This window comes from Candidatus Cloacimonas acidaminovorans str. Evry (genome assembly GCF_000146065.2).
Classification (GTDB): Bacteria; Cloacimonadota; Cloacimonadia; order Cloacimonadales; family Cloacimonadaceae; genus Cloacimonas; species Cloacimonas acidaminivorans.
Map to the genome: position 1 here is coordinate 1928620 of NC_020449.1, position 20658 is coordinate 1949277.

At 34.1% G+C, this 20658-nt stretch carries 17 protein-coding genes; 8 read left to right on the plus strand and 9 right to left on the minus strand.

The genetic code is table 11. From position 1 onward, the window contains the following. Window positions 1–2 precede the first annotated feature (2 nt). From CLOAM_RS07765 to CLOAM_RS07805, 9 genes are all read right to left on the minus strand, one after another. Window positions 3–650: a DUF975 family protein gene (locus CLOAM_RS07765; protein WP_044279091.1), complete on the minus strand. Its 648-nt coding sequence runs from the start codon at window positions 648–650 to the stop codon at window positions 3–5. Between the two features lie 716 nt (window positions 651–1366). After that, window positions 1367–2122 carry a thermonuclease family protein gene (locus tag CLOAM_RS07770; RefSeq protein WP_015425348.1) on the minus strand — a complete coding sequence of 252 codons (756 nt, stop codon included), beginning with the start codon at window positions 2120–2122 and terminating at the stop codon, window positions 1367–1369. A 7-nt stretch (window positions 2123–2129) separates the two neighbouring features. After that, on the minus strand, window positions 2130–2735 hold the full coding sequence (locus CLOAM_RS07775) for an OmpA family protein (protein WP_015425349.1): 606 nt from the start codon (window positions 2733–2735) through the stop codon (window positions 2130–2132). Next, window positions 2732–4276 (minus strand): methyl-accepting chemotaxis protein, encoded by a 1545-nt coding sequence (locus tag CLOAM_RS07780; RefSeq protein ID WP_015425350.1) that lies wholly within the window; start codon window positions 4274–4276, stop codon window positions 2732–2734. The genes CLOAM_RS07775 and CLOAM_RS07780 overlap by 4 nt, the downstream gene beginning before the upstream one ends. Window positions 4277–4285: 9 nt before the next feature. After that, window positions 4286–4894 carry a resistance protein Rx N-terminal domain-containing protein gene (locus tag CLOAM_RS07785; protein ID WP_015425351.1) on the minus strand — a complete coding sequence of 203 codons (609 nt, stop codon included), beginning with the start codon at window positions 4892–4894 and terminating at the stop codon, window positions 4286–4288. A gap of 19 nt (window positions 4895–4913) precedes the next feature. Beyond that, a complete protein-coding gene (locus tag CLOAM_RS07790) occupies window positions 4914–8192 on the minus strand; it encodes a hypothetical protein (RefSeq protein WP_015425352.1) in 3279 nt (1092 codons plus the stop codon). Window positions 8193–8195: 3 nt separating this feature from the next. After that, a complete protein-coding gene (locus CLOAM_RS07795; RefSeq protein WP_015425353.1) occupies window positions 8196–9662 on the minus strand; it encodes an FtsZ/tubulin family protein in 1467 nt (488 codons plus the stop codon). An 8-nt stretch (window positions 9663–9670) separates the two neighbouring features. Continuing rightward, a complete protein-coding gene (locus CLOAM_RS07800) occupies window positions 9671–10066 on the minus strand; it encodes a hypothetical protein (protein WP_015425354.1) in 396 nt (131 codons plus the stop codon). Beyond that, window positions 10067–11308, minus strand: coding sequence for a hypothetical protein (locus tag CLOAM_RS07805; protein WP_015425355.1), 1242 nt, complete (start codon window positions 11306–11308; stop codon window positions 10067–10069). Between the two features lie 719 nt (window positions 11309–12027). On the opposite strand from CLOAM_RS07805, the gene CLOAM_RS07810 reads away from it, so the two are divergent. The 8 genes from CLOAM_RS07810 to CLOAM_RS07850 all read left to right on the plus strand — a co-directional run bounded on the left by CLOAM_RS07810 (window position 12028) and on the right by CLOAM_RS07850 (window position 20604). After that, the gene (locus CLOAM_RS07810; protein WP_015425356.1) at window positions 12028–12972 is read left to right on the plus strand and encodes an SPFH domain-containing protein; all 945 of its coding nucleotides are present in this window, start codon (window positions 12028–12030) and stop codon (window positions 12970–12972) included. A gap of 214 nt (window positions 12973–13186) precedes the next feature. Continuing rightward, window positions 13187–13669 carry a nuclear transport factor 2 family protein gene (locus CLOAM_RS07815; RefSeq protein WP_015425357.1) on the plus strand — a complete coding sequence of 161 codons (483 nt, stop codon included), beginning with the start codon at window positions 13187–13189 and terminating at the stop codon, window positions 13667–13669. A gap of 118 nt (window positions 13670–13787) precedes the next feature. Then, window positions 13788–14987 (plus strand): ribonuclease H-like domain-containing protein, encoded by a 1200-nt coding sequence (locus tag CLOAM_RS07820; protein ID WP_015425358.1) that lies wholly within the window; start codon window positions 13788–13790, stop codon window positions 14985–14987. Further along, complete coding sequence (locus CLOAM_RS07825; RefSeq protein ID WP_015425359.1) at window positions 14988–16034, plus strand: threonine aldolase family protein; 1047 nt, start codon at window positions 14988–14990, stop codon at window positions 16032–16034. It abuts the gene before it with no gap. Window positions 16035–16227: 193 nt separating this feature from the next. After that, window positions 16228–16836 (plus strand): NAD(P)H:quinone oxidoreductase, encoded by a 609-nt coding sequence (wrbA, locus tag CLOAM_RS07830; RefSeq protein ID WP_015425360.1) that lies wholly within the window; start codon window positions 16228–16230, stop codon window positions 16834–16836. 473 nt (window positions 16837–17309) lie between these two features. Then, window positions 17310–18092 (plus strand): triose-phosphate isomerase, encoded by a 783-nt coding sequence (gene tpiA / locus CLOAM_RS07840; protein WP_044279093.1) that lies wholly within the window; start codon window positions 17310–17312, stop codon window positions 18090–18092. Continuing rightward, window positions 18086–19345, plus strand: a complete 1260-nt coding sequence (serS, locus tag CLOAM_RS07845; RefSeq protein ID WP_015425363.1) for a serine--tRNA ligase — start codon at window positions 18086–18088, stop codon at window positions 19343–19345. Before tpiA ends, serS begins: the two co-directional genes overlap by 7 nt. Window positions 19346–19416: 71 nt before the next feature. After that, a complete protein-coding gene (locus CLOAM_RS07850; RefSeq protein ID WP_015425364.1) occupies window positions 19417–20604 on the plus strand; it encodes a Wzz/FepE/Etk N-terminal domain-containing protein in 1188 nt (395 codons plus the stop codon). Window positions 20605–20658: the final 54 nt, after the last annotated feature.

Consider the following 20658-nt stretch of genomic DNA (forward strand, 5'->3'; position numbering starts at 1 on the left):
ATTTACTCTTCTATGTCAGGAGGAGGGACAGTTTGTTCTTCATAAGGAGCTTCAATTATTACCTGAGGTGCTTCTTCTACTCTGATTTCATGATAGAAAATTGCATTAGCAGTGTAAATGTAACTGCCCAACCACAGGAAACCTATGCCGAACGATAAGACACTAAGTAATATCCAACCAATAAAAGAAAGCTCCAGCAAAAAAAGGTCTGTTTTATGACCTCTCATCATTTCTTTGCGGGCTTTAATTGCTTCATTGGCTGAAAGATTTGGATTATCCGCCATTATGAAAAAAGTCATTGCATAGGAAAATGAGGCAATGATTCCAGGAATAATCAAAAGTAAAGACCACAAAAACACATAAATGAAGATTAATAATCCTGCCGTTAAACTACGAGTAAAATCCTTAAAACCTGCAAATATCATTTCTACACTAATTTCTTCACCGCGAACCAGTTTGAGAAAAATAATTGCCATTCCCAACGCTAAAGGTCCTGAAATAAGGAGAGAAACAACCGAACCAAGATAAGGAATGGCAGAAACTCCTAAATTAATAATCGCTAAAATAAGAAATATCAAAGCACAGGGATTGTTCCATTTCCCTTTTAAATACTCTCTGGCATTATAACGAATTTCATTATAGGTTAGCATAATCACCTCACTATTTTCTTTTCTTTATCCTTTTTTGTAGAGGCAACTTAAGTCAAGTTATTTTTTGGAGTATGACAAAAAATGTAACCGCTCACAAATATCACAGATTACACAGATAAAAATAATTGTTTCCCGCAGATTTCGCAGCCCAAAAATAAGGATTCCGAATTTGTTCTTAGTTCTTCGCTAATAATAAAAAATAACGCGCAAAAAACAAATCCAATTAATCCAGTCAATTCATTTATCTGTGTTCTCTTATTCAATCAACGAAAAAAACTTTGCACTCCCGCACTACGAACTAAGAACTATAAAATCACCCTCTCATAAAACTATTTTAAAGATATGCTATTATCTAATAAAAATCATAATTAAAAGAAGATATTAAGTCCTTTAACTATCCCTATTCTTTAGGATGAGTCCTAAACCATTCATTAACCCTATTTTGCACCTCTTGCTTTTGTTGATATGTCAGTTGATTTTCTATACTTTTTACCTCTTGTTCTGCATCAGTATAACCATTTCTGGAAGCAATTAGATACCAATAATAAGCTTCCTTATAGTTTTGTATTACTTCTTCTCCATTTTTGAGGTGTCCTGAAAATAGCGGACTAAAATTAAGGAGAAAGGAATGGATAAAGATTAAGTAGGGTTATTCTCATATATTGATGGCAAATTTAGAATATGAATTACTATTTAACTTATTTGCCTGCTAAATTTTAAATGGCTTTTCCATTATTAGTAATGAAATTTGTGTCATCAGAAGAGAAACAAACTAAAGAATTATATTTAACATCATACAAATTTGTGCTATTCATAAGGGCCCAGATTCCGAGTTTCTCAGCTTTTGCTTGAGCTGCTAATTTTCTAAAATAATGCAACTGTTCAAAGGAATACTTTTCATACTCCTGACTGAAACCCATTCTCATCATCTGAGCATTAACAAAAAGATTATCAGAAAAACGGTAGACATAGGCTAATAATCTGCCGAATTTATCCAGATGCATTGACTTTTCATTAAAATGGTCCAGTTGCAGATAGATAAATTGATTTAGAATTAATGAGCTAAGATAATCTTTCGCTTGATTGGCAAGATTTCTTAAAATAGGATTTTTTTCATTCATTTCAGGAGTGTCTATGCCTATCAATCTTACTCTAATTTCATGCGTGCCATCAGAAATAGTTATAGTATCACCATCATAGATTTTTATAACTTTAAATTTTGCCTTCTGAAGTTCAGTATTATTTAAAACAAAAATCTGATTTAAGGAATAACTGCCACTTTTAATCACTTTTTGAGAATCAAGAATAGATTGTGCTTGAGGTTGTTTATAGATAGCAATTTTATTCTGATCGGAAGAGTTATGAGTTTTACAAGAACAAACCAGCAAAAGGGAAAAAATTAAAAATAGTTCAATTAATCTTTGAGGATTCATCAAAATATTAAAATGAAAAGGTATTTTAGATTTATACATTATCTATTTATTTAGACATTATCTGTTGCATTGTTCCGATAAATTTGGGGACAATTCTTATTACTACTCGCCTATTTTTCTTATTAATGGTATTATCAGGTGTCGGCACTGCCAATTTTGATTCTCCAAAAGCAGCTGGAATCAAATCTATATCTGGATCTCTAAAAAAGTCATCTTCTTTAAATTCCTTAATCAAACTCAGTGAACGATCTAAAGATAATTTATAATTATAATTTTTATCTCCAACGGTATCTGTATGTCCTTCTATAATTATGCAATATCTTTTTTTTCTATCTCCTACCTGCATATAATTTTTAAGCTTTTTTCTGAATTGCCGGATTTTAGGAAGATTATCACTTTTTAGTTCGCTTTTATCAAACTCAAAAAGAATATCGGCTGGTATAATTATTTCATTATTTTCTTGATTTAATTCCAAATCAAGAGATTTAAACATTGATTTGAAATCATCAATATCTTTTTGATCTGCCTCTACTCTTTTGCTATAATTAAAATAGAAGATAGAAAATAAAATGAAGAAAATAAAGAATAAAGAAGAAAAAATGTCAGCAAAACTGGGCCAATAATTTAACTCATCTCGATTGTCTGATTTCATCTTTTATGTTTCCTGTTGTTTTTCTTCTTTCTAATGAAGCCAAAAACTCTTAGGGAATCAATTTCTTGATTAAACCGATTAAGATTTTCTTCCAGAGAACGAGAATACTTTATCATAGAATCAATCATAGCATTATTCTTCTCTGCAATAGCATTAAGTTGTGATATAGATTCAGGGTCATAATAATAAAAATCTATCTTTTCTTTTTTAGGAATTGTTTGACCAAAAAGAGTTCTTAATTCCCGATCATAATCTTTAAAACTCGTTGTCATAGTTTCACTAAATATCTGAGAGCTACTGATGAACTCAGTTAAAAGTTTATCTAAATTCTCTTTAAAATTGTCAAATTCTCGGGTAACGCTATGCACGTTATCACCTACAGAACTAAAAGTATCAAGCTTATTATTCAAGGCAGTTAGATAATTCTGGACTGAACTGGTATAGGATGGAATAATATTAATGTTTTCCAGGAGTTTTTTCATCTCATTAATAATCCCTTCATTTACTCTGGTAATTTCCTCTTGCTTTTTAATGATATTATTCAAGGGTTCATTCATTTCTCCTATATTAGTCTTCATCTCAGAACCCAAATTAACGAATTCATTTAAGTTCTCAGTAGCAAGTTTAATACTTTGTTCCATAGAAGAACTTGCATCTTTTAACTTTTCTGTGATATCGGAATATGAATTAATTTGTTGTGCTTGTTGATTTGATATCAGTTTAATTGTTTCATAATCTTGATTTAACCGAGTAGCAATATCTTCCATAGATTTAAGAGTTTCTTCATTTGTTTGCTTCTGATTTTCAATAAGGGGCTGAAAATTGTTGATAAATCCAATTAGTTTCTCATCTAAACTGTTAACAAATTTATTTATGGTATTATTTAGTCTCATTACTGTTTTAGCAAAACGGTCTTCTGTGGATTTAGGTGATATATAAGGAATATAATCTACTACCAGAGCTTTCATAGCGCTATCAATTACTTCATCCGATATATTTCTTTCCTTTCCAAAATACGATTTTAATAAAAAAGCACAGATTAAAGCACATAAGCTGCTGGAAAAAGCAAGACCAGCTGAAAAAAGGAGGGGAATAATACTTTCGGCTAAAATAAAACTATCTGGATTTATATTCTTTAATTGACTTATGTTGTGTCCAGTTGCACATACACCTATTATAATACCCAGAAAAGTTCCCATTAGTCCAATGATTGGTAATTGATTCATTATAGAGTTTATATTATAAAAAGCAGTGTTCGTCTTTGAAATTAGTAATTCTTTAAAGTTTTCCACATCTATTTGTTGACCTGTTTGAGCACAGGTAGCAAGATAATCTAAAGCTGGATATTTTCTTTCTTCTTCACTCAGATTAATAAATAAATCCTCATTTTTTGCTTTGATAACTTCTCTTGTACTATTTATCAATATATTCTCAGATCTTATGATCTTAAATGTTTTATTTCGATTATATATAGATAGTCCGATTTCAATAATAATAAAAACTATTATAAAAAATAATGTTAAAACAATGGTAGAATTCATTATTTCTCCTTATTTTATTGATATTTCACCTTTTGCTCGGAATATATAGTAATTTCCCTGTTTTTCATATATAGGATTTTTCTTCAATACTATTTGGTCATTTATCTGAATATTAGCAGGGAAATCAATAATTTCCCTATATAACCTCATTGTATCATTGATATTTTCCTTATAAAGATTATCCAGATGTAAAAGATATTTTGTCCCATCTTTAATTAGATAAAGACCTTTGGGATTGCTAACTGGTTCAAGTTTTTTTAATCCTTCTTCAGATCTCCAAACCCAGATTCTATTATCTTGATTTGGTTCTTCTTTTGGAGGAAGAATTTCAATTGGCGGATTAATCATATTCTGTGGTTCAGATTTATTGATATGGTTTAATTGATTCAATCTATTTTCCAGTTGCTTAACTCGATCTTCAAGTTCCTCAATTTTTTCCAATTTACCTCTAATTGAATTGAGCATTGAATAAAGTTTCTGGATTTGTTCATCATCACTACTATGTCTATGATGTTCTTTGGCAGTTTCCAGATCCTCCAATTTTTTACGAAATTTAATAATAATCCAAGCTAAAACAGCACCTTCTAAAATTACTAAAATTAAAATTACCCATCTCATTTTCTATTATATCCTAATTCTATTGATTTTTTGAAAGATAACGATGTAATCTATTAATTGTAATCTGCATTCCAAGAATAAATACTGAGCTGGAAATAGAATTATAATTTTTAATATTATCTTCTATAACTCCTCTCAATTCACCAATGAACTTACCCCCATCGCCAATTAATATATTTTTTATACTTTCAAGATTAGATAAAGCACTATTATTTTTCAATCTATCCCTATAAAGATTACTTTTTGCGAGTACCTCAAAGAAGGTGTTATGGAACTTGACTATTTCAGATTTATTTTGGTCCAGATGTATATTATGTCCATTCTGTAAAATTAGTTCATTAAATTCATCTATTGTCATATTAGAGAGGTCAGAGTTCGCTTCAATAAATACTTTTTCCGCAATTATTTGTTTTTTACTTGCTTCTTTTGCTCTGAGTTCTTCATTACCTCTACAAAGTCCTATGGCTACTTCTCTTTTCTTATCCTGAGCAGAAGAAGTGTGAATTTCTACCTCTTTATCAAAAGAGATAGCTTTTTTAATTACTTGTTTATAAATCTCTTGTTCCTGTTCATCTATTTTATCCACTGCTCCACTGCTCCAGCAGGCAAATCGTGAACCATTACCAGCCAGGTATAGGTTGATTTTTTTGATATTATCCATATCAATTGCTCTACTCTGGATTCCAATTTCATATAGTAGTGCACTATAGAAATAGAGAATTATAAAGCGAATTTTATAGAAAGAATCTGACCTTGCAAGATTACTCAATGTGGTTTCATCTAATGAATATAGAATATAATTCAACTGATTTTGAAACCCTTTAATATTTTGAAAAATATCTCTTTTAGTAGAAGGTAAATTAATGACGGCGTCATAAATTATTGAATATATTACATTATCTTTTTCAAATCCAACCAGATTCATTCCAGCCCAGAGAGAACTGTAGAGCATATGGATTTGACCATCTTGCCAGATAGAAATATCAGATGAACCGCCTCCTGTATCAATAATTATTGAGATATCTGGAGTGTTACGAGGAAGAATTCCTTTATGGTCAAAATATAGTAAAGCAGCTTTACTTTCATCCGTAATTTTATATCCTTCTCCTACTAATTCACGCCACATTTTTTTATAATCATTGATTAAAGTTTCAGAAAAAGATTTAGGAAAAGCCCAGTGATATTCTACTTTTTTTAAATCAACTCCTCGTTTAATTAATTCATACTTTAACAAGAGCAGTAATATCCTGAGATATTCTTTTGATGCTTGTTGTTTTATTAATTGAGGTGCCCATTTTAAATTGGTTTGTTGAACATAAGTTTTTTTAATTGTCCTTCCATCTAAATCATAATTGAAAAATCCAACATCATCTTTAGAGAAAGCAATAGAGGTATTTAATAATGCTTTATAAGAATCAGTATCACCTTCAATTAATATCATAGAAGGAAGAGGCATATCAACAGATTGATTATTATGAATCTCACTTAGTGAATTAGGTAAGAAATATTGTTTTAAATAATTATAAATCAAATTAGGAATTTGTTCTCTTCCTAATTCTGGTTCAGAAAATCTTATGAGGGTGATAAAATCATTATCATTCAGATTTTTACCTGAAAATTCAGAACTATATTTCAGCACTTCTGGCTCGGAATTATCAATTGTAATAGCAATATTAGTATGGGAAGTTCCAAAATCAATACCAACTTTTGCAGATTTTTCCGGATTCATTACTGTGGTCAGGAATTTATGATTGAGAATTAATAAACCCTTACCATTGGAAGCAATATCAGAAATCACAATATAAGTAGGAAGTTTTTCTAATTGGAATATTTCTATTTTATCAGCTTTGCGAGATCTCTCATAATTTATATCTTTAAAATCCTGGTCTTTAAACTCCAGAGGCACCATTTCTTCCTGATTTATACCATCTTTGTATCTTTTCCCATAAACAAAAGCATAATAGCTATCTTTCCAGTTTTCAGGATGTAGTGGAGGCCAAATCATTATATGTGGAAGAGGTGTATCAATATCCCGGTCATCATAATTTATAATACGATTTTCTTTGCTATTAGTTAAGTCTTGAAAATAATCCCGTTTAATTTCTATATAATCTCCATTCTGGATAGGAATTTTTAATGTAACTCTAACTGTTTTATCACTTATTTCTTGGATGCTTAACATATCCTGTACATCATCATAGTTAAAATAGGAGAAAAATGTATCAGTTAGAGGAAGTGCATATTTCATATCGCTGCTATCTTTGTAAGAACCGAGTATAAGTCTATTATTATTGAGCCGATATTTATACTTAACCAGAACCGGTTGGAAAAAATCTTCTTGGGGTAATATCCAGGGATATTTTATGTTTTCACCTGGCAGAAAATCTCTGTTGCTATCTTTTAATTCTTCATATTTGAAATCTTGTAGATAGTTATAACCATTGTAATACTCACTACCATATAAACTTTTGGAAGTGTCAATAACCAGAGGGGGTATTTCATTTTCCTTAAGATGTTTCAACAGATATGAACTGGATATTCTTTTTATATTAATTTTTTCCAGCAGGTTTGACAGAGAGGATTCCAAGAGAAAATCACAAGTAAGTAAAATGTCCTCCTTTAACGATTCTTTTAAACTTTCTGCACATATACCTTCATCATCAGATAAAGCTTTAACTAAATCAGGATAGTTTCCATCTTTTCGTAGTTTAGTGAGAAAGTTAGAATTTATCCATCTTTGAAAATCCTGTGGACGTTCTTTAAGAGGGACAGGTTTTTCTCTAAAATATCTTGGGAAAACTATATTACCTTCTTTATGCTTTAAATTCATAGGTGTGAATAAAAGAGAAAAGGGACTGGTTCCTGCTAAAACGAATTTATCATTTGAATCTCTGCTGGCAATTAATAAACCAATGCTGACAACATCATTTATCTTTAGTTCGTCCGGACTGAGGTCATACAGTATTTTTAGAAACTTATTTTTCTCGTCATTCTTTATTTTAATCTCTTTATACTCAATATTAATATTCATCAATTCATAATAGAAGATTATCTCCAGAACATCCAGGATATTGGACATAGCTTCTTTGTGCATAAGATGATTAGTAGATTTAATAGCTTCTTTAAAAAGTAACATTCTTGCCCAAGGTGAAGGAATAGAAGTAACATTAATTTTGGAATCCGGTGAAACTTCCATTTCATTAACAAAAGTAGTAAATTCAGTTGGAGATAATTCTTTCCATTGACCAGGTGTGGTCTGAGGTAAAGATTGTTGTTTTGGAAGCAAGTAACGTGCCATTTTTTACCTTCCTTTAGTTATTTTTGCCAAGGACATTGCTTCTACCATATCACCTAATAAGTTATTTTGATTGGTTTTCTTATCATAAAGTTTGGTATCCAGATGGCTTATATGATATCCTTTATATTTATCAGGATTATTAGTTAGAAGATTATCAAGTTTGAGTTCATAATCCATTATATTTAATTTTGCATAATTATTATGATTTTGATAAATCCATTCTCGGAAGGAATCCATTAATTCTTTAAGAGAAGAAAGTTCAGTTTTTTTATCAATTATATCTCTTGCTCTAACTTTTTCATTGTCAATCTTAAGGTCTCTTAACCAAGCTATTTTATCTAAAAGTCTAACATTGTTTTTATCAATAAGTTCAAATAATTCATTTATATGATGATAGAGTAGAGCAAACTTTTCAAATGGTTTTCCTTTATCTTTATGAGGAATATCTTCATCAACTACATCGGTAGTATCATCATTATTTTTATCAGGATTTTTCACCTGTATTACATAGAATGGTTTGAAGTTACCGCTTCCTTTATTGAAGAAATCTATAGCAGCATAAGCTGCCATAAGTTCCAGCATATGAGCATCATTTTTTTGCTCAGTGCTTCCTATAGCATAATTTTCGTACTGTTTACAGTGTTCAAAGTCATCACCCAGAAAATAATTAGAGTCAATCTGAGAATAATTATTTTTATAGAATTCACAAGCAGTTTTAGCATTAATCATAAAACTTTTTGAATTTGGCATTATCTTTTCTTGTTTGAGGCTTTCTTGAAATTTCTGCAAGTTTTCAGGGTCTTTAAGCTTAAAATAGGGAAGCATTAAAACACCACCAACTTTAGTAGATGGAGATGCATTTTTGATTAATTTGCTGATAACTGGATATCCTGAAGCTCCAGTACCTCCAAATAACGATGCAAAAATAAAAACTCTGGAAGCAGTATCTTCTTCCAATCTACCTTTTAATTCTGTCCAGAAAGCTTGATTTTGAATATCGGTCATTAAGATAGAGCCAATAGAAGGAATACCTCTATATCCAGCACTCATATCCATATTTAATTCTTCTTTACTGAATAAAAGGTCAGCCAGGAATTTATATTCTGTCCCCTGAAGTTTCGTTTCATATTCAATAAAATGGGAAAGTTTATTTTGAGAAGGGTCTAAACCAGAGTTGGGGTTATATAAATTAGGAATTATAACTCTAGTATCAAGTACATTTTCTTCATCACAATATATAATCTCTGTATTGAATAAATAATCTTGGGATGGTCTTGGTAAGTGTTCTCTAATGAGTTTATATTTTTGAATTAGACTTAAAGTTCTGGTGATATTTCCATTACTCTGGTCAGGATCAACAAATATAGGAAATAGAGGCTGGTCTAAATGAATTCCCATAGCACATAAATAAATAAGTGATTCCAGGCATCTTGCACCTGTTCCTCCAATAGAAAATACATAGTAAGGCACTATTCCTCCTATTTAGCTTTGAGTATATATTCATGAAGTCTGCAAAAATATTTTTTTGCTCTAAGAGCAGGACTTGCCAGGTAAAACAGTAAAAAGTCCCACACTGCCATAGCAATCATAAAATTGAGGATATAGATAAACCTGTAACTATCCGTCACCATCTCACTATCTATCTTAATCGTAGTAAATATGATATAAATCAGATTAATAACCATAGAGACTATAAAAGTCATCCAGAATCTTTGGCTTTCTTTTTCTCTACGGTAATGCAAAGCAGTATAGATAGCGATAAAAATTATATTAACCATTAACCCAATAACAATGCTTTTTGCCATTTCATTACGCCAATTCTCAATGTAAATTGAAGGCCAGAAGAACCAAAAAAATAAGATATTAAGTAACATTTATTTCCTCTCTATTTGTAGATAATAACGAGTCGTAGTTAAAAATTTATAGTCCTCAAAGTTATCCAGAATAAATTGCATCCAATTAGCAAGATGATAGGTTTTAGTCTGTAATTCAGGCTTTGAATCATCATTCGTGCTCCACTCTTTTATCCAGGAGGGTAAGGTTTTACGAAAAGATAAGAGAATGCGGTAGGTACCTGGATTATCTTCTTCAAAAGGAATTTTAAAAGTTATTTTATCTGTTCTTGCAAGCTTATTTGCTTTAATAGTTCCTCTTTTATCTTGCAATTCAATGAAATTAGGATTTTTTTTCGCTTGATAGGCAACTGCATAATCTATGGTAGTACCGAATCTATCTTCATAACCTTTTAAATTAAATTTCAGATATTGAAAATGACCCTTTCCTAAATTAAAATATGCCACCGGCAGTTTTTCATCATTACTTATATGGACAAGTTTTTCAGGCTCATTTTTCCCTGATTCATCCTGTGTATATTTTAGATGATTTGGTAGAACGACTCCAAAATCAAAACAATTATCAAAAAGGTCTCTAATTTTCTTCTGGACAAAATCCGCATATTTACGATTTCCGAAGGCAAGACAATATATGGGACGTTTTCCTCCTGGTTCAATATCAATATATTTTCTGGCATATTCAGAAAAATAGGACCCTTCAAAAGGAACTTGTTTTCCCATCAAAGCAAAGAAGCCGTTTCCTTCCAGATATTGATTTAGTTCTTTAGCAAAGATAACATAATCTTCTTGGGAATGTTGAGTTGATTGCACACCATCAGTGAGGATTATATTTACAGAATTTTTATCTTCTCTAATCAAGTTGAAAGGTTTAGTAAGATCAGTTCTGGATTCTTTATAAAAATCTCGTCTGGATAATTTATATAGATTGGCTCTTAAATTTCCCTCCATCTTGAGCGAGCCTTGTCCAAAACTATAAAAGTTGATTTTAGCATCCTGAGGAATTTTTGCTATTATTGTATTAAGTAAATTGAGAAAACCACTATTTTTGCCCGTAAAACCATACATACTTGCACTGGCATCAACGATGATATTAAAACTTTTAGGAATAGCAGGTTTCTCGGAATGGGGAATACCAAAAGGTTTTTCCAATTCTTCCAAATTTTGGGGTTTCGTAGTGTCACTACTGCAAGAAAAAAGACCCAGAAATACAATAATGCTAATGAATATAAATATAAGAAAAGGCATTAATACTTTGTTCTTCATTTAAACCTCAATTTTTTGTTGAGTCCCAAATGTTGGTGTAAATTCCAACTCGTTGTTTCTCAGGTTCTTTGAGTGCATCTGTTATCTCTCATTACTCACAATCTATGTATGGACAAGCGACCAATTTCATTCTTTTTATCTTATAAATCCTTGTCAAGTTCTTTTTTAAAATAAGCTACCTTGCTGAGACGGGCTGGAGACCTGTGGAGGAGGCGTAGCCAACGGGGTTGTCTCACAACCTCCCAAAAGTCCATTTTTTGCCATTTTCAGGTATACAAAGATGTATTCTAAAGAGGAGATTATTCCTTAAAATGGTTTATATTTACTGTCTCATAACTAAGTTTTAGTTTCGGGACAGCCCCAGCCCGTCGCGGGTTTTAAAGGTTTGGGTAAGAACTTATAATTACCCTGATAAAAAATAATTGTTTCCCGCAGATTACACAGATTTCGCAGATTACGCAGATTACACAGCCCAAAAATAAGGATTCCGAATTTGTTCTTAGTTCTTCGCTAATTATAAAAAAAATAGCGTGTAAAAAACAAATCCAGTTAATCCAATCAATTCAGTTATCTGTGTTCTCTTATTCAGTCACCGAAAAAAACTTTGCACACCCGCACTACGAACTAAGAACTATAAAACCACCCTCTCATCCTTCACAATTTCTCTTGCCAAAAAAACAGAACAGGAATATCAGGGCACAAATAGAAAGGAGAGAAAAATGACCTATTTATATGTAGTAATCGTGTTTGCAATCTTAATCCTTGTTTTTATCTCAAGGGGAATGATTATCGTGCGTCAAGCAAGTGTGGTAATTGTAGAACGCTTAGGAAAATATTACCGGACTTTGGATTCCGGAATTCATATTATTATTCCTATTTTTGATAAAACGCGTCCTATTCACTGGCGTTATAACAAACTTGACTATCGTGGAAATGTAGTTGTGGTCAATAAAGTGGAAGATAGAATTGACTTAAGGGAAAATGTGTATGATTTTCCCCGGCAGAATGTTATCACCAGTGACAATGTTTCTATTAATATCAATGCATTACTTTATTTTCAGATTACAGACCCCTATAAGGCAGTTTATGAAATAGGCAATTTACCCGAGGCGATTGAAAAACTAACTCAGACCTCACTACGAAATGTAATCGGAGAATTAACCTTGCAGGAGACCCTCACTTCCCGGGATGCTATTAATGCCAAATTGCGTGATATTTTAGATGAAGCAACCGATAAATGGGGTGTGAAAGTTAACCGCGTAGAAATGCAGGAAATTTTACCTCCCGAAGAAATTAGAACAGCTATGGAAAAAGAAATGCGCGCCGAACGCGATAAACGAGCCAGAATTCTACAGGCAGACGGTGAAAGAGAATACCAAATAAGAGTTGCAGACGGTGAAAAACAAGCTCGTATAGCGAGAGCAGAAGGTGAAGCACAAGCAAAAAAACTCGTTGCGGATGCTGAAAGGCAAGCTATTATGTTAATTGCCGAAGCAGTAAAAGACAGCGGAACCGACCCGGCTCAATATCAAATTGCGCTTAGATATGTGGAGGCCTTTAAAGAGATTGTAAAACAAGGAGATAAGACAGTTGTTCTGCCTTATGAATCATCTGCCCTTTTAGGCAGTGTAAAAACATTAGGAGACATTTTCCAGAAGTCGTAAGAGATAGTATATAGTTGTTTAGCCCAATAATGCAGTGGAAATAATTGATAGACATATTGAGTAATTGGGTTGAGAGGGTTAGAATTATTTTCTCAAGAACCCTAAACCTCAAGACCTCTCTACCTAATTCAAACCTTGACAAAATAATTCTAATTCAGCTAAGGTATTTTCTTGGAAGCAGAACGAAAACAACCAAATAACCGCTTCTGGAGGTATGATGAGATACTATTCTATTTTCGCCTTGGTGTTACTGCTACTTTTTTGTGCCTGCAATCCGAAAACAGCAGAAAAGACAGAAACACCTGTTGATCCATCAGCTCTTATTACAGAAATTGATACTATAATGAAGGAATTATTAACCGATGCTGAAAATCTGAAGACCGGCGTTCTGGAAAAATACCTGAGCAATGATCCCACAGATATGTATTATCTGGGTTCAAATGTTTACACCGGAATGGATTTAATCAGCGCGTTAAAGCAGGAATATGCATCCATAGCTAATCAAAAATTGGAAATCCTGCAACAGAAGACCTATATTTTAGGAAATGAGGCAGCCGTCTGGATTGCCAACATTCGGGGAATTGCTACCAACAAAGATAAAAAGACCATTGAAACAATTTACACTGAAACCTGGTTGTGGCAGAAAGTTAATAATGAATGGAAAATAACCCATTGCAACAAATCCTGGCAGATGTAGCAATATTCCTATTTTATTATTTAAATCAGTTCTTGAAGGAAAAGTCCTTTGTTATTCCGGCTAAAGCAAGAATAAAAAAGTTATATGCATTTCCCAACAGAAATTCAGAAGATAAATTATGATTCAAGATATGCATCAGGATAGAGAGTTTTACGCTTCAGAACTGAAAGAACTGCTAAGAGAAACATTAAAACACTCTATTGCAGGTGAATTTTCTGCTCATTCCGAAGACCCTTATTTTTACACCCAAAAAGAATATCCCCTGCAAACAGAAATTGAGGGTTTAGCTCTTTATCCTGAATTTATTCCGGAGGTTTTGCTCAATTGGGCAAACCTGGATACAAGCAAAGAACGGAAGAAAGAAGACATCCTGATTTTGGATTTGGAAACAACCGGTTTACGCAGTAATGGCATATTTGCTTTTATGATCGGTTTGGGTTATTATGTAAATGAGCAGTTTATTGTGGAGCAAATTTTTCTTCCCGATCCCGAAGCGGAAGTGAATTCTTTTGATCGCCTGCTGGAACTGGTAAACGAAAAGTCCCTACTGATTACTTTTAACGGCAAGACCTTTGATATTCCTGTTTTGGAATCCCGTTTGCTGTATCATCAAATCTGGCTGAATTTACGAGCAATGGAACATTTGGATTTACTTCATCTTGCCCGTCGTTTATGGAAAAACAAGCTTCCTTCCTGTGCTTTGGAGACCATAGAGTTTTATATTCTGGGTCAAATTAGAGACATGGAACTGGATATTGAAGGTGGCGAAATTCCGCAGACCTATTTCAGTTTTTTGTTAAATGGCAATCCAGAGCTTATGCAAAGGGTTTTTCTGCATAATCATACGGACATTTTACATACGGCAGCTCTTTTTACACTTATTTGTAACAGTATCAGTTATCCTCCTCAAGGGGGAATGGACAGTAGAATTGATTATCATTCTTTGGCAATGTTGTATCAAAGTCAGAACCGCATTGATATAGCTAAAAAAATTTTAGAGGATATGCTTTCAGCTGGAATAACAGATAAAGATGTTCTGAGAGACCTGGGCTTTATTTATAAAAAGGAAAAGGATATGGAATCCGCTTTAAAGTGTTTTAATATTGCCTCTTCCTTAAATTGTCCCGTTTCAATGCACGAGACCTGTATCATTCTGGAAAAATATTATAAACGCTATGGAGAAGCCCTTGTTAATGCCGAAAAATTAAAGTCCTATTTAATTAGCCGACCTATCGTTAATGACCAAAAAGTAGCCACTATAGATAAACGCATTGCCCGGCTTAAGCTTAAGCTAAATAAAATAAATGAGGTAATATAAATGGATTCAGTTAGTTTTGGCTCGGATAATCACAGCGGAATACATCCCCAAGTTTTAGCAGCCATCCAAAAAGCTAATGAGGGATTTTGTCCGGCTTATGGAGATGATCCTTTAACAGTAAGTGTTTTAAACGAAATTAAAGAACTTTTCGGAGGAAATTGTGATGCCTGGTTCGTAATTACCGGAACTGGAGCTAATATATTATGTTTGCAGGCAGTTATGCACTCCTATAATGCCATTTTCTGTCCCCAAAGCGCTCATATCAACACAGACGAATGTGGTGCTGTCCAAAAATTTACCCAGGGACGATTACTGCCCATAGAAACAGCGGAGGGAAAACTTACTCCGGAACTCATTGCACCTCATTTATTGGGAAATCGTGATCAACATCATTCCCAGGCAAAAATAATTTCCCTCTCTCAAAGCACGGAATATGGAACTTTATATACTTTGCAGGAATTGCAGAGGTTAGCTGATTTTGCTCATCAAAACAATATGTTTTTACATATTGATGGAGCCCGTTTGGCGAATGCGGCGGCAGCTTTGAATTGTTCCCTGAAAGATATGACTAAAGATATTTCTGCCGATATTGTCAGTTTTGGAGGCACCAAAAATGGTCTACTTTGTGGAGAGGCAATAATTAGTTTTCGTCCCGAATTAACTTCCGCTATGCGTTTTTACCGTAAGCAGGCAAGTCAGCTTTTAAGTAAAATGCGTTTTATTGCTGCTCAGTTTCAGGCATATTTGGAAGATGATTTATATTTGAAGAATGCCAGAACTGCAAATGCAATGGCAAAACTATTGGCAGAGCGATTAAGAGAAATACCGGAATTAATTGTTACCCAAGAAGTTGCTGTTAATTCTGTGTTTGTAATTTTGCCCCGGCAGATAATTGAACCACTACAACAAAAATATCATTTTTACACTTGGAATGAGGCATTAAACGAAGTTCGCCTAATGTGCAGTTTTAATACAACCGAAACGCATATTGAGAGTTTTATTCAAGACCTGAAAGCTCTACTAATCGCCACGAGTCCTCACTGCTAAACAAAATAGAGAATACTGCAAAAGTTATTTCAGCAGTGACGACTCCTGACTTACAGTGTAAAAAAACCCTCATAAAATAAAATCTGTGCTATCTGTGTTATCTGTGAGAGTATAAAATTATCTTCCGCTCTTGCCAAGTTGGATTTTCCAGTTAATATATCCATAAAGCTTAATAATAAGGAGTTAACCTAAAATGAAAGTATTAGTCCTCTTTTACTCTGCCTACGGTCACATTTACAAAATGGCGGAAGCGGTTGCAGAAGGTGCAAGAAAAGTAGAAGGAATGGAAGTGGAAATAAAGCAGGTTCCGGAAACCCTCAGTCCTGAAATTCTGGATAAAATAGGAGCAACGGAAGCAAAAAAGGCATTTGCTCACATTCCTATTGCCGAAATTAACGATTTAACCACAGCGGATGCTATAATTTTCGGTTTTCCCACGCGTTTTGGCAGTTTGCCTTCTCAAATGAAGACCTTTATTGACGGAACCGGTTCTTTATGGGCAAAAGGTGCTTTAATAGGTAAAATTGGCAGTGTTTTTACCTCTACTTCAGCTCAGCATGGGGGGCAGGAATCCACGATTTTAGGTTTTTATCCTGTTCTTTTGCATCACGGTATGTTGATAACAGGTCTACCCTATTCTTTTCAGGGGCAGGGAACTATGGATGAAATTTCCGGTGGCTCTCCTTATGGAGCTTCCACAATTGTTGGAGATGGCAATAGAATGCCTTCGGAAAACGAATTGGAAGGAGCTCGGTATCAGGGTTGGTATGTGGCTTCTCTGGTGGCAAGAATGCATAAATAGGAACTTTATAACTATTTCCTAATGCGAGGTATCTGTTCCAGTGGCAGATACCTCGCTTATTGTGTTGCCTCTATCAAGACCGTAATAACAGTTTTTTTGCTCCTGCTTGTTCCCGTTTATACCAATTTTTTGTTTGATTATCTTAACCGCTATATTTATCAATATATTCCCATAACTTTCCCGTATCGCGATATGGGAACGATATGGGAATCATATCGGAAGCATAAGGGATAGGATTATGGATTTTGTGGTGTCCTAAAAAAGTAGACACGGAATCCTAAAAAAAGGGAAAAAGGTGATTGACCGGGAGGTCAACCTTGCGGGATTTAATCCTCTCTACTTATTAAACCTTTTTTCTCCGTCTTTTTCCGTAAAATCAGAATTTGAAGTCCCCGCTAAAAGAAAAATACTTGACCTAATATGCAAATTAAAATTTGAGTGATAAAAAAGATTGAAAGAAATGAGGTATGCTAATGCGGAAGATATATATTGCCGGTAACTGGAAGATGAACAAAGGTTTACAGGAAACAAAGAATTTTTTGGAGACAGTAATTCCTGAACTTAATAAGCTTAAATTGGAAAATGTAATACCTTTAATTGCACCGGCTTATCCCTTTCTGGAAGAAGCACTGAAGGGTTCTTATGGTTCCTGTATGCAGGTTTCTGCTCAGGATGTTTCCGTTCATTCTGAAGGTGCTTACACCGGAGAGGTCTCAGCAGGAATGCTGGCATCTTTGGGCTTGAAATATTGTATTGTAGGCCATTCTGAACGCCGTCAATACCATAATGAAACAGATGCAACCGTAAATGCTAAAATACTAAAGCTTTTTGAAAATCATATAACTCCTCTTGTTTGTATCGGAGAAACATTGCAACAACGGGAAGAGGGGAAAACAGAAAATGTTATTTTAAGCCAGCTTTCGGGTTGTCTGAAAAATATAAAACTGCTTAGTGGTGAGGAAATAATTTTGGCTTATGAACCCGTTTGGGCAATTGGAACTGGAAAAACTGCCACTCCTTCGCAGGCACAGGAAGTGCATAATTTAATTCGTAATTGGCTAAAAAGCAATTATAGCGATAAGGTTGCCGAAAAACTCTCCCTTCTCTATGGCGGAAGCATAAAACCCGGTAACCTGCAAGAACTTTTGGATTGCGAAGATATTGATGGAGGACTAATTGGAGGTGCTTCCTTAAAAGAAGAGGATTTTCTGGAAATGGTGCAAATTGGAAGGAAAAGTAAAGGACAAGAATGTTAGATATTAAGTTTATTCGTAACAACATAGAACTCGTTAGGCAGGCAATCAGCAATAAAAATGAAAAGGCGGATTTGGATAAACTGCTGGAAATTGATGAACAAAGACGCCAACTGCAATTTGAATTTGATTACTTAAAGGCACATCAAAACAGCGTTTCTGCCCTCATTGCCCAAAAGAAAAAGACAGGGGAAAACATTGAAAATGAACTAAAGGCAATGACCAAAACAGCGGAAGAAATAAAAGCACTCTCCGCTCAATTGAGCATTGTAAACGGCGAACTGGAAAAATTGCTGCTAACCATTCCCAATATTCCACAAGAGGATGTTCCCGTGGGAAAAGATGAATCAGCCAATAAAATCATAAAAATTTGGGGTGAACCGAAACAATTTTCCTTTACTCCCAAAGACCATCTGGAACTGGCTATACAAAATAAACTGTTGGATTTACCCCGGGGAGCAAAAATCAGCGGTAGCGGTTTTCCCCTTTATACAGGTGAAGGTGCTCGCATAGAACGCGCTCTCATAAACTTTATGCTGGAATTTCATCTGCAGAAACATAATTACACTGAACTGATGGCTCCCGTAATTGTAAACCGGAAAACGATGACGGGAACAGGACAACTTCCCAAACTTGAAGAAGATATGTATCGGATTGAAAAGGATGATTTGTTTCTGATTCCCACTGCAGAAGTTCCGGTTACCAATATTTTTGCTGATGAAGTGCTTTCCTACAAAGACCTGCCCCAAAAATTTGTAGCATACACTCCTTGCTTTAGAAGAGAAGCCGGTTCCTACGGAAAAGAAACAAAAGGTTTGCAACGCCTACATCAATTCAATAAAGTAGAATTAGTTCATTTTACAGAGCCGGAAAAATCTGCCGAGGCACTGGAACAAATTCTCTCCGATGCCGAAGATATTTTACAGGCATTCAATTTGCATTATAGAGTTGTAGCCCTTTGTACCGGTGATTTATCTTTCGCCTCTCAAAAAACATACGATTTAGAGGTTTGGGCTCCTGGAACAGGAAAATACCTGGAAGTGAGTTCAGTTAGCACTTTTGGTGAATTTCAAGCACGCCGCGCTAATATTCGTTATAAGGATAAAACCGGAAAAGTGAAACACCTGCATACCTTAAACGGTTCCGGAGTTGCTACTCCGCGTTTGCTGATTGCCATTTGGGAAACATATCAACAAGAAGATGGAACTATTAAACTGCCAGCTGTTTTGGACCCCTTTCTCGGTATAACAATTTAGTTTTTAAGAGAATTATGAACCTTTCCGGGCAGGAGAGAAAAAAATTTTAAGACCTCATAAGAGGATGGAAAATGAATAAAAATGAATTAGGACTGCTGGATATTATTCTGGTAATTGCCAAACGCAAAACTTTGGTTATAAGTATTTGCCTCCTTGTAGCTATTGGTGCTATCATCTATTCACTGGTAGTTCCTCAATATTGGGAATCCAAAGCAACCTTGATGCCTATTGCGGAATCGGGAAGTTTAGGTTCTTTAGGAGGAGGCTTTATGGACCTTTTAGGCAGTGGTCTTCTCCAAACCGATAAATATGATATGGCAGTGGATTTCATTTACATAATGCAAAGCCGTAAATTTCAGGAAGAGGTGATTAGAAAGTTTAACCTGATACCCTATTATAAAATAAACGAACCTGATACCCTCAAAGCTATGGAACTGGCTGTAAAAAAATTAAGCGAATCCACAATGCAGATATTTTACGACCAGAAAACATACCTGGTAAATATCATAGCCGAAACCAAAAATAAAGAACTCTCCCGCCAAATCGTTCAATATCATTTGGATTCTTTGAATAAATACATTCTGCACAGTAAAATGAGCAAAGGACGCCAAAAACGGGAATTTTTGGAAAAACAGGTGGATAGTCATCTGCAAGCAGTTTATTCTCTATCCGAACAAATAAGAGATTTTCAAAAGAAAAACCGCTCTATTGATATTACTCAACAAACGGAAGCCCAACTGGAACTCTATAGTGATATTGTGGCTGAATATATGCAAACGGAAATTGAACATTCTCTTGCGTTATCCCAATACTCTGCTGATTCTCCGGTAGTTATTAATCTTGCTGAAAAACTGCAGTTATTGAAGAAAAAAATAAAAAGTTTGGAAAAAAGCGGAAGTGACCTAGTGCCGGAATATATCGTCCAAATAGATAAAATACCTGATTTGGCAATGCAATATGCCCAAATGATGTTGAACCTGGAAATAGAAAAGAAAATAATTGAATACCTTTACCCTCAATTTGAGCTTGCCAAACTGGAAGAGGTGAAGGACCTGCCTACTTTTGAGGTTTATGATGCACCTCAACTTGCGGGTATCAGGTCTAAACCCAAAAGAGCTTTAACAGTAGTTATAAGTACTGTAGCCGCTTTTATTCTATCTTGCCTTCTTGCTTTGATAATTGAAAGCTTGCAGGGGGAAAATAAAGAAAAAACACAGGCAATTAAAGCGGCTCTTTTCGGAAGAAAGAAGGCCTCCTGAATTCCGCAACTTTAAGCGTTCCTTACAATAATATCAGATTAGGCAACCTGATAA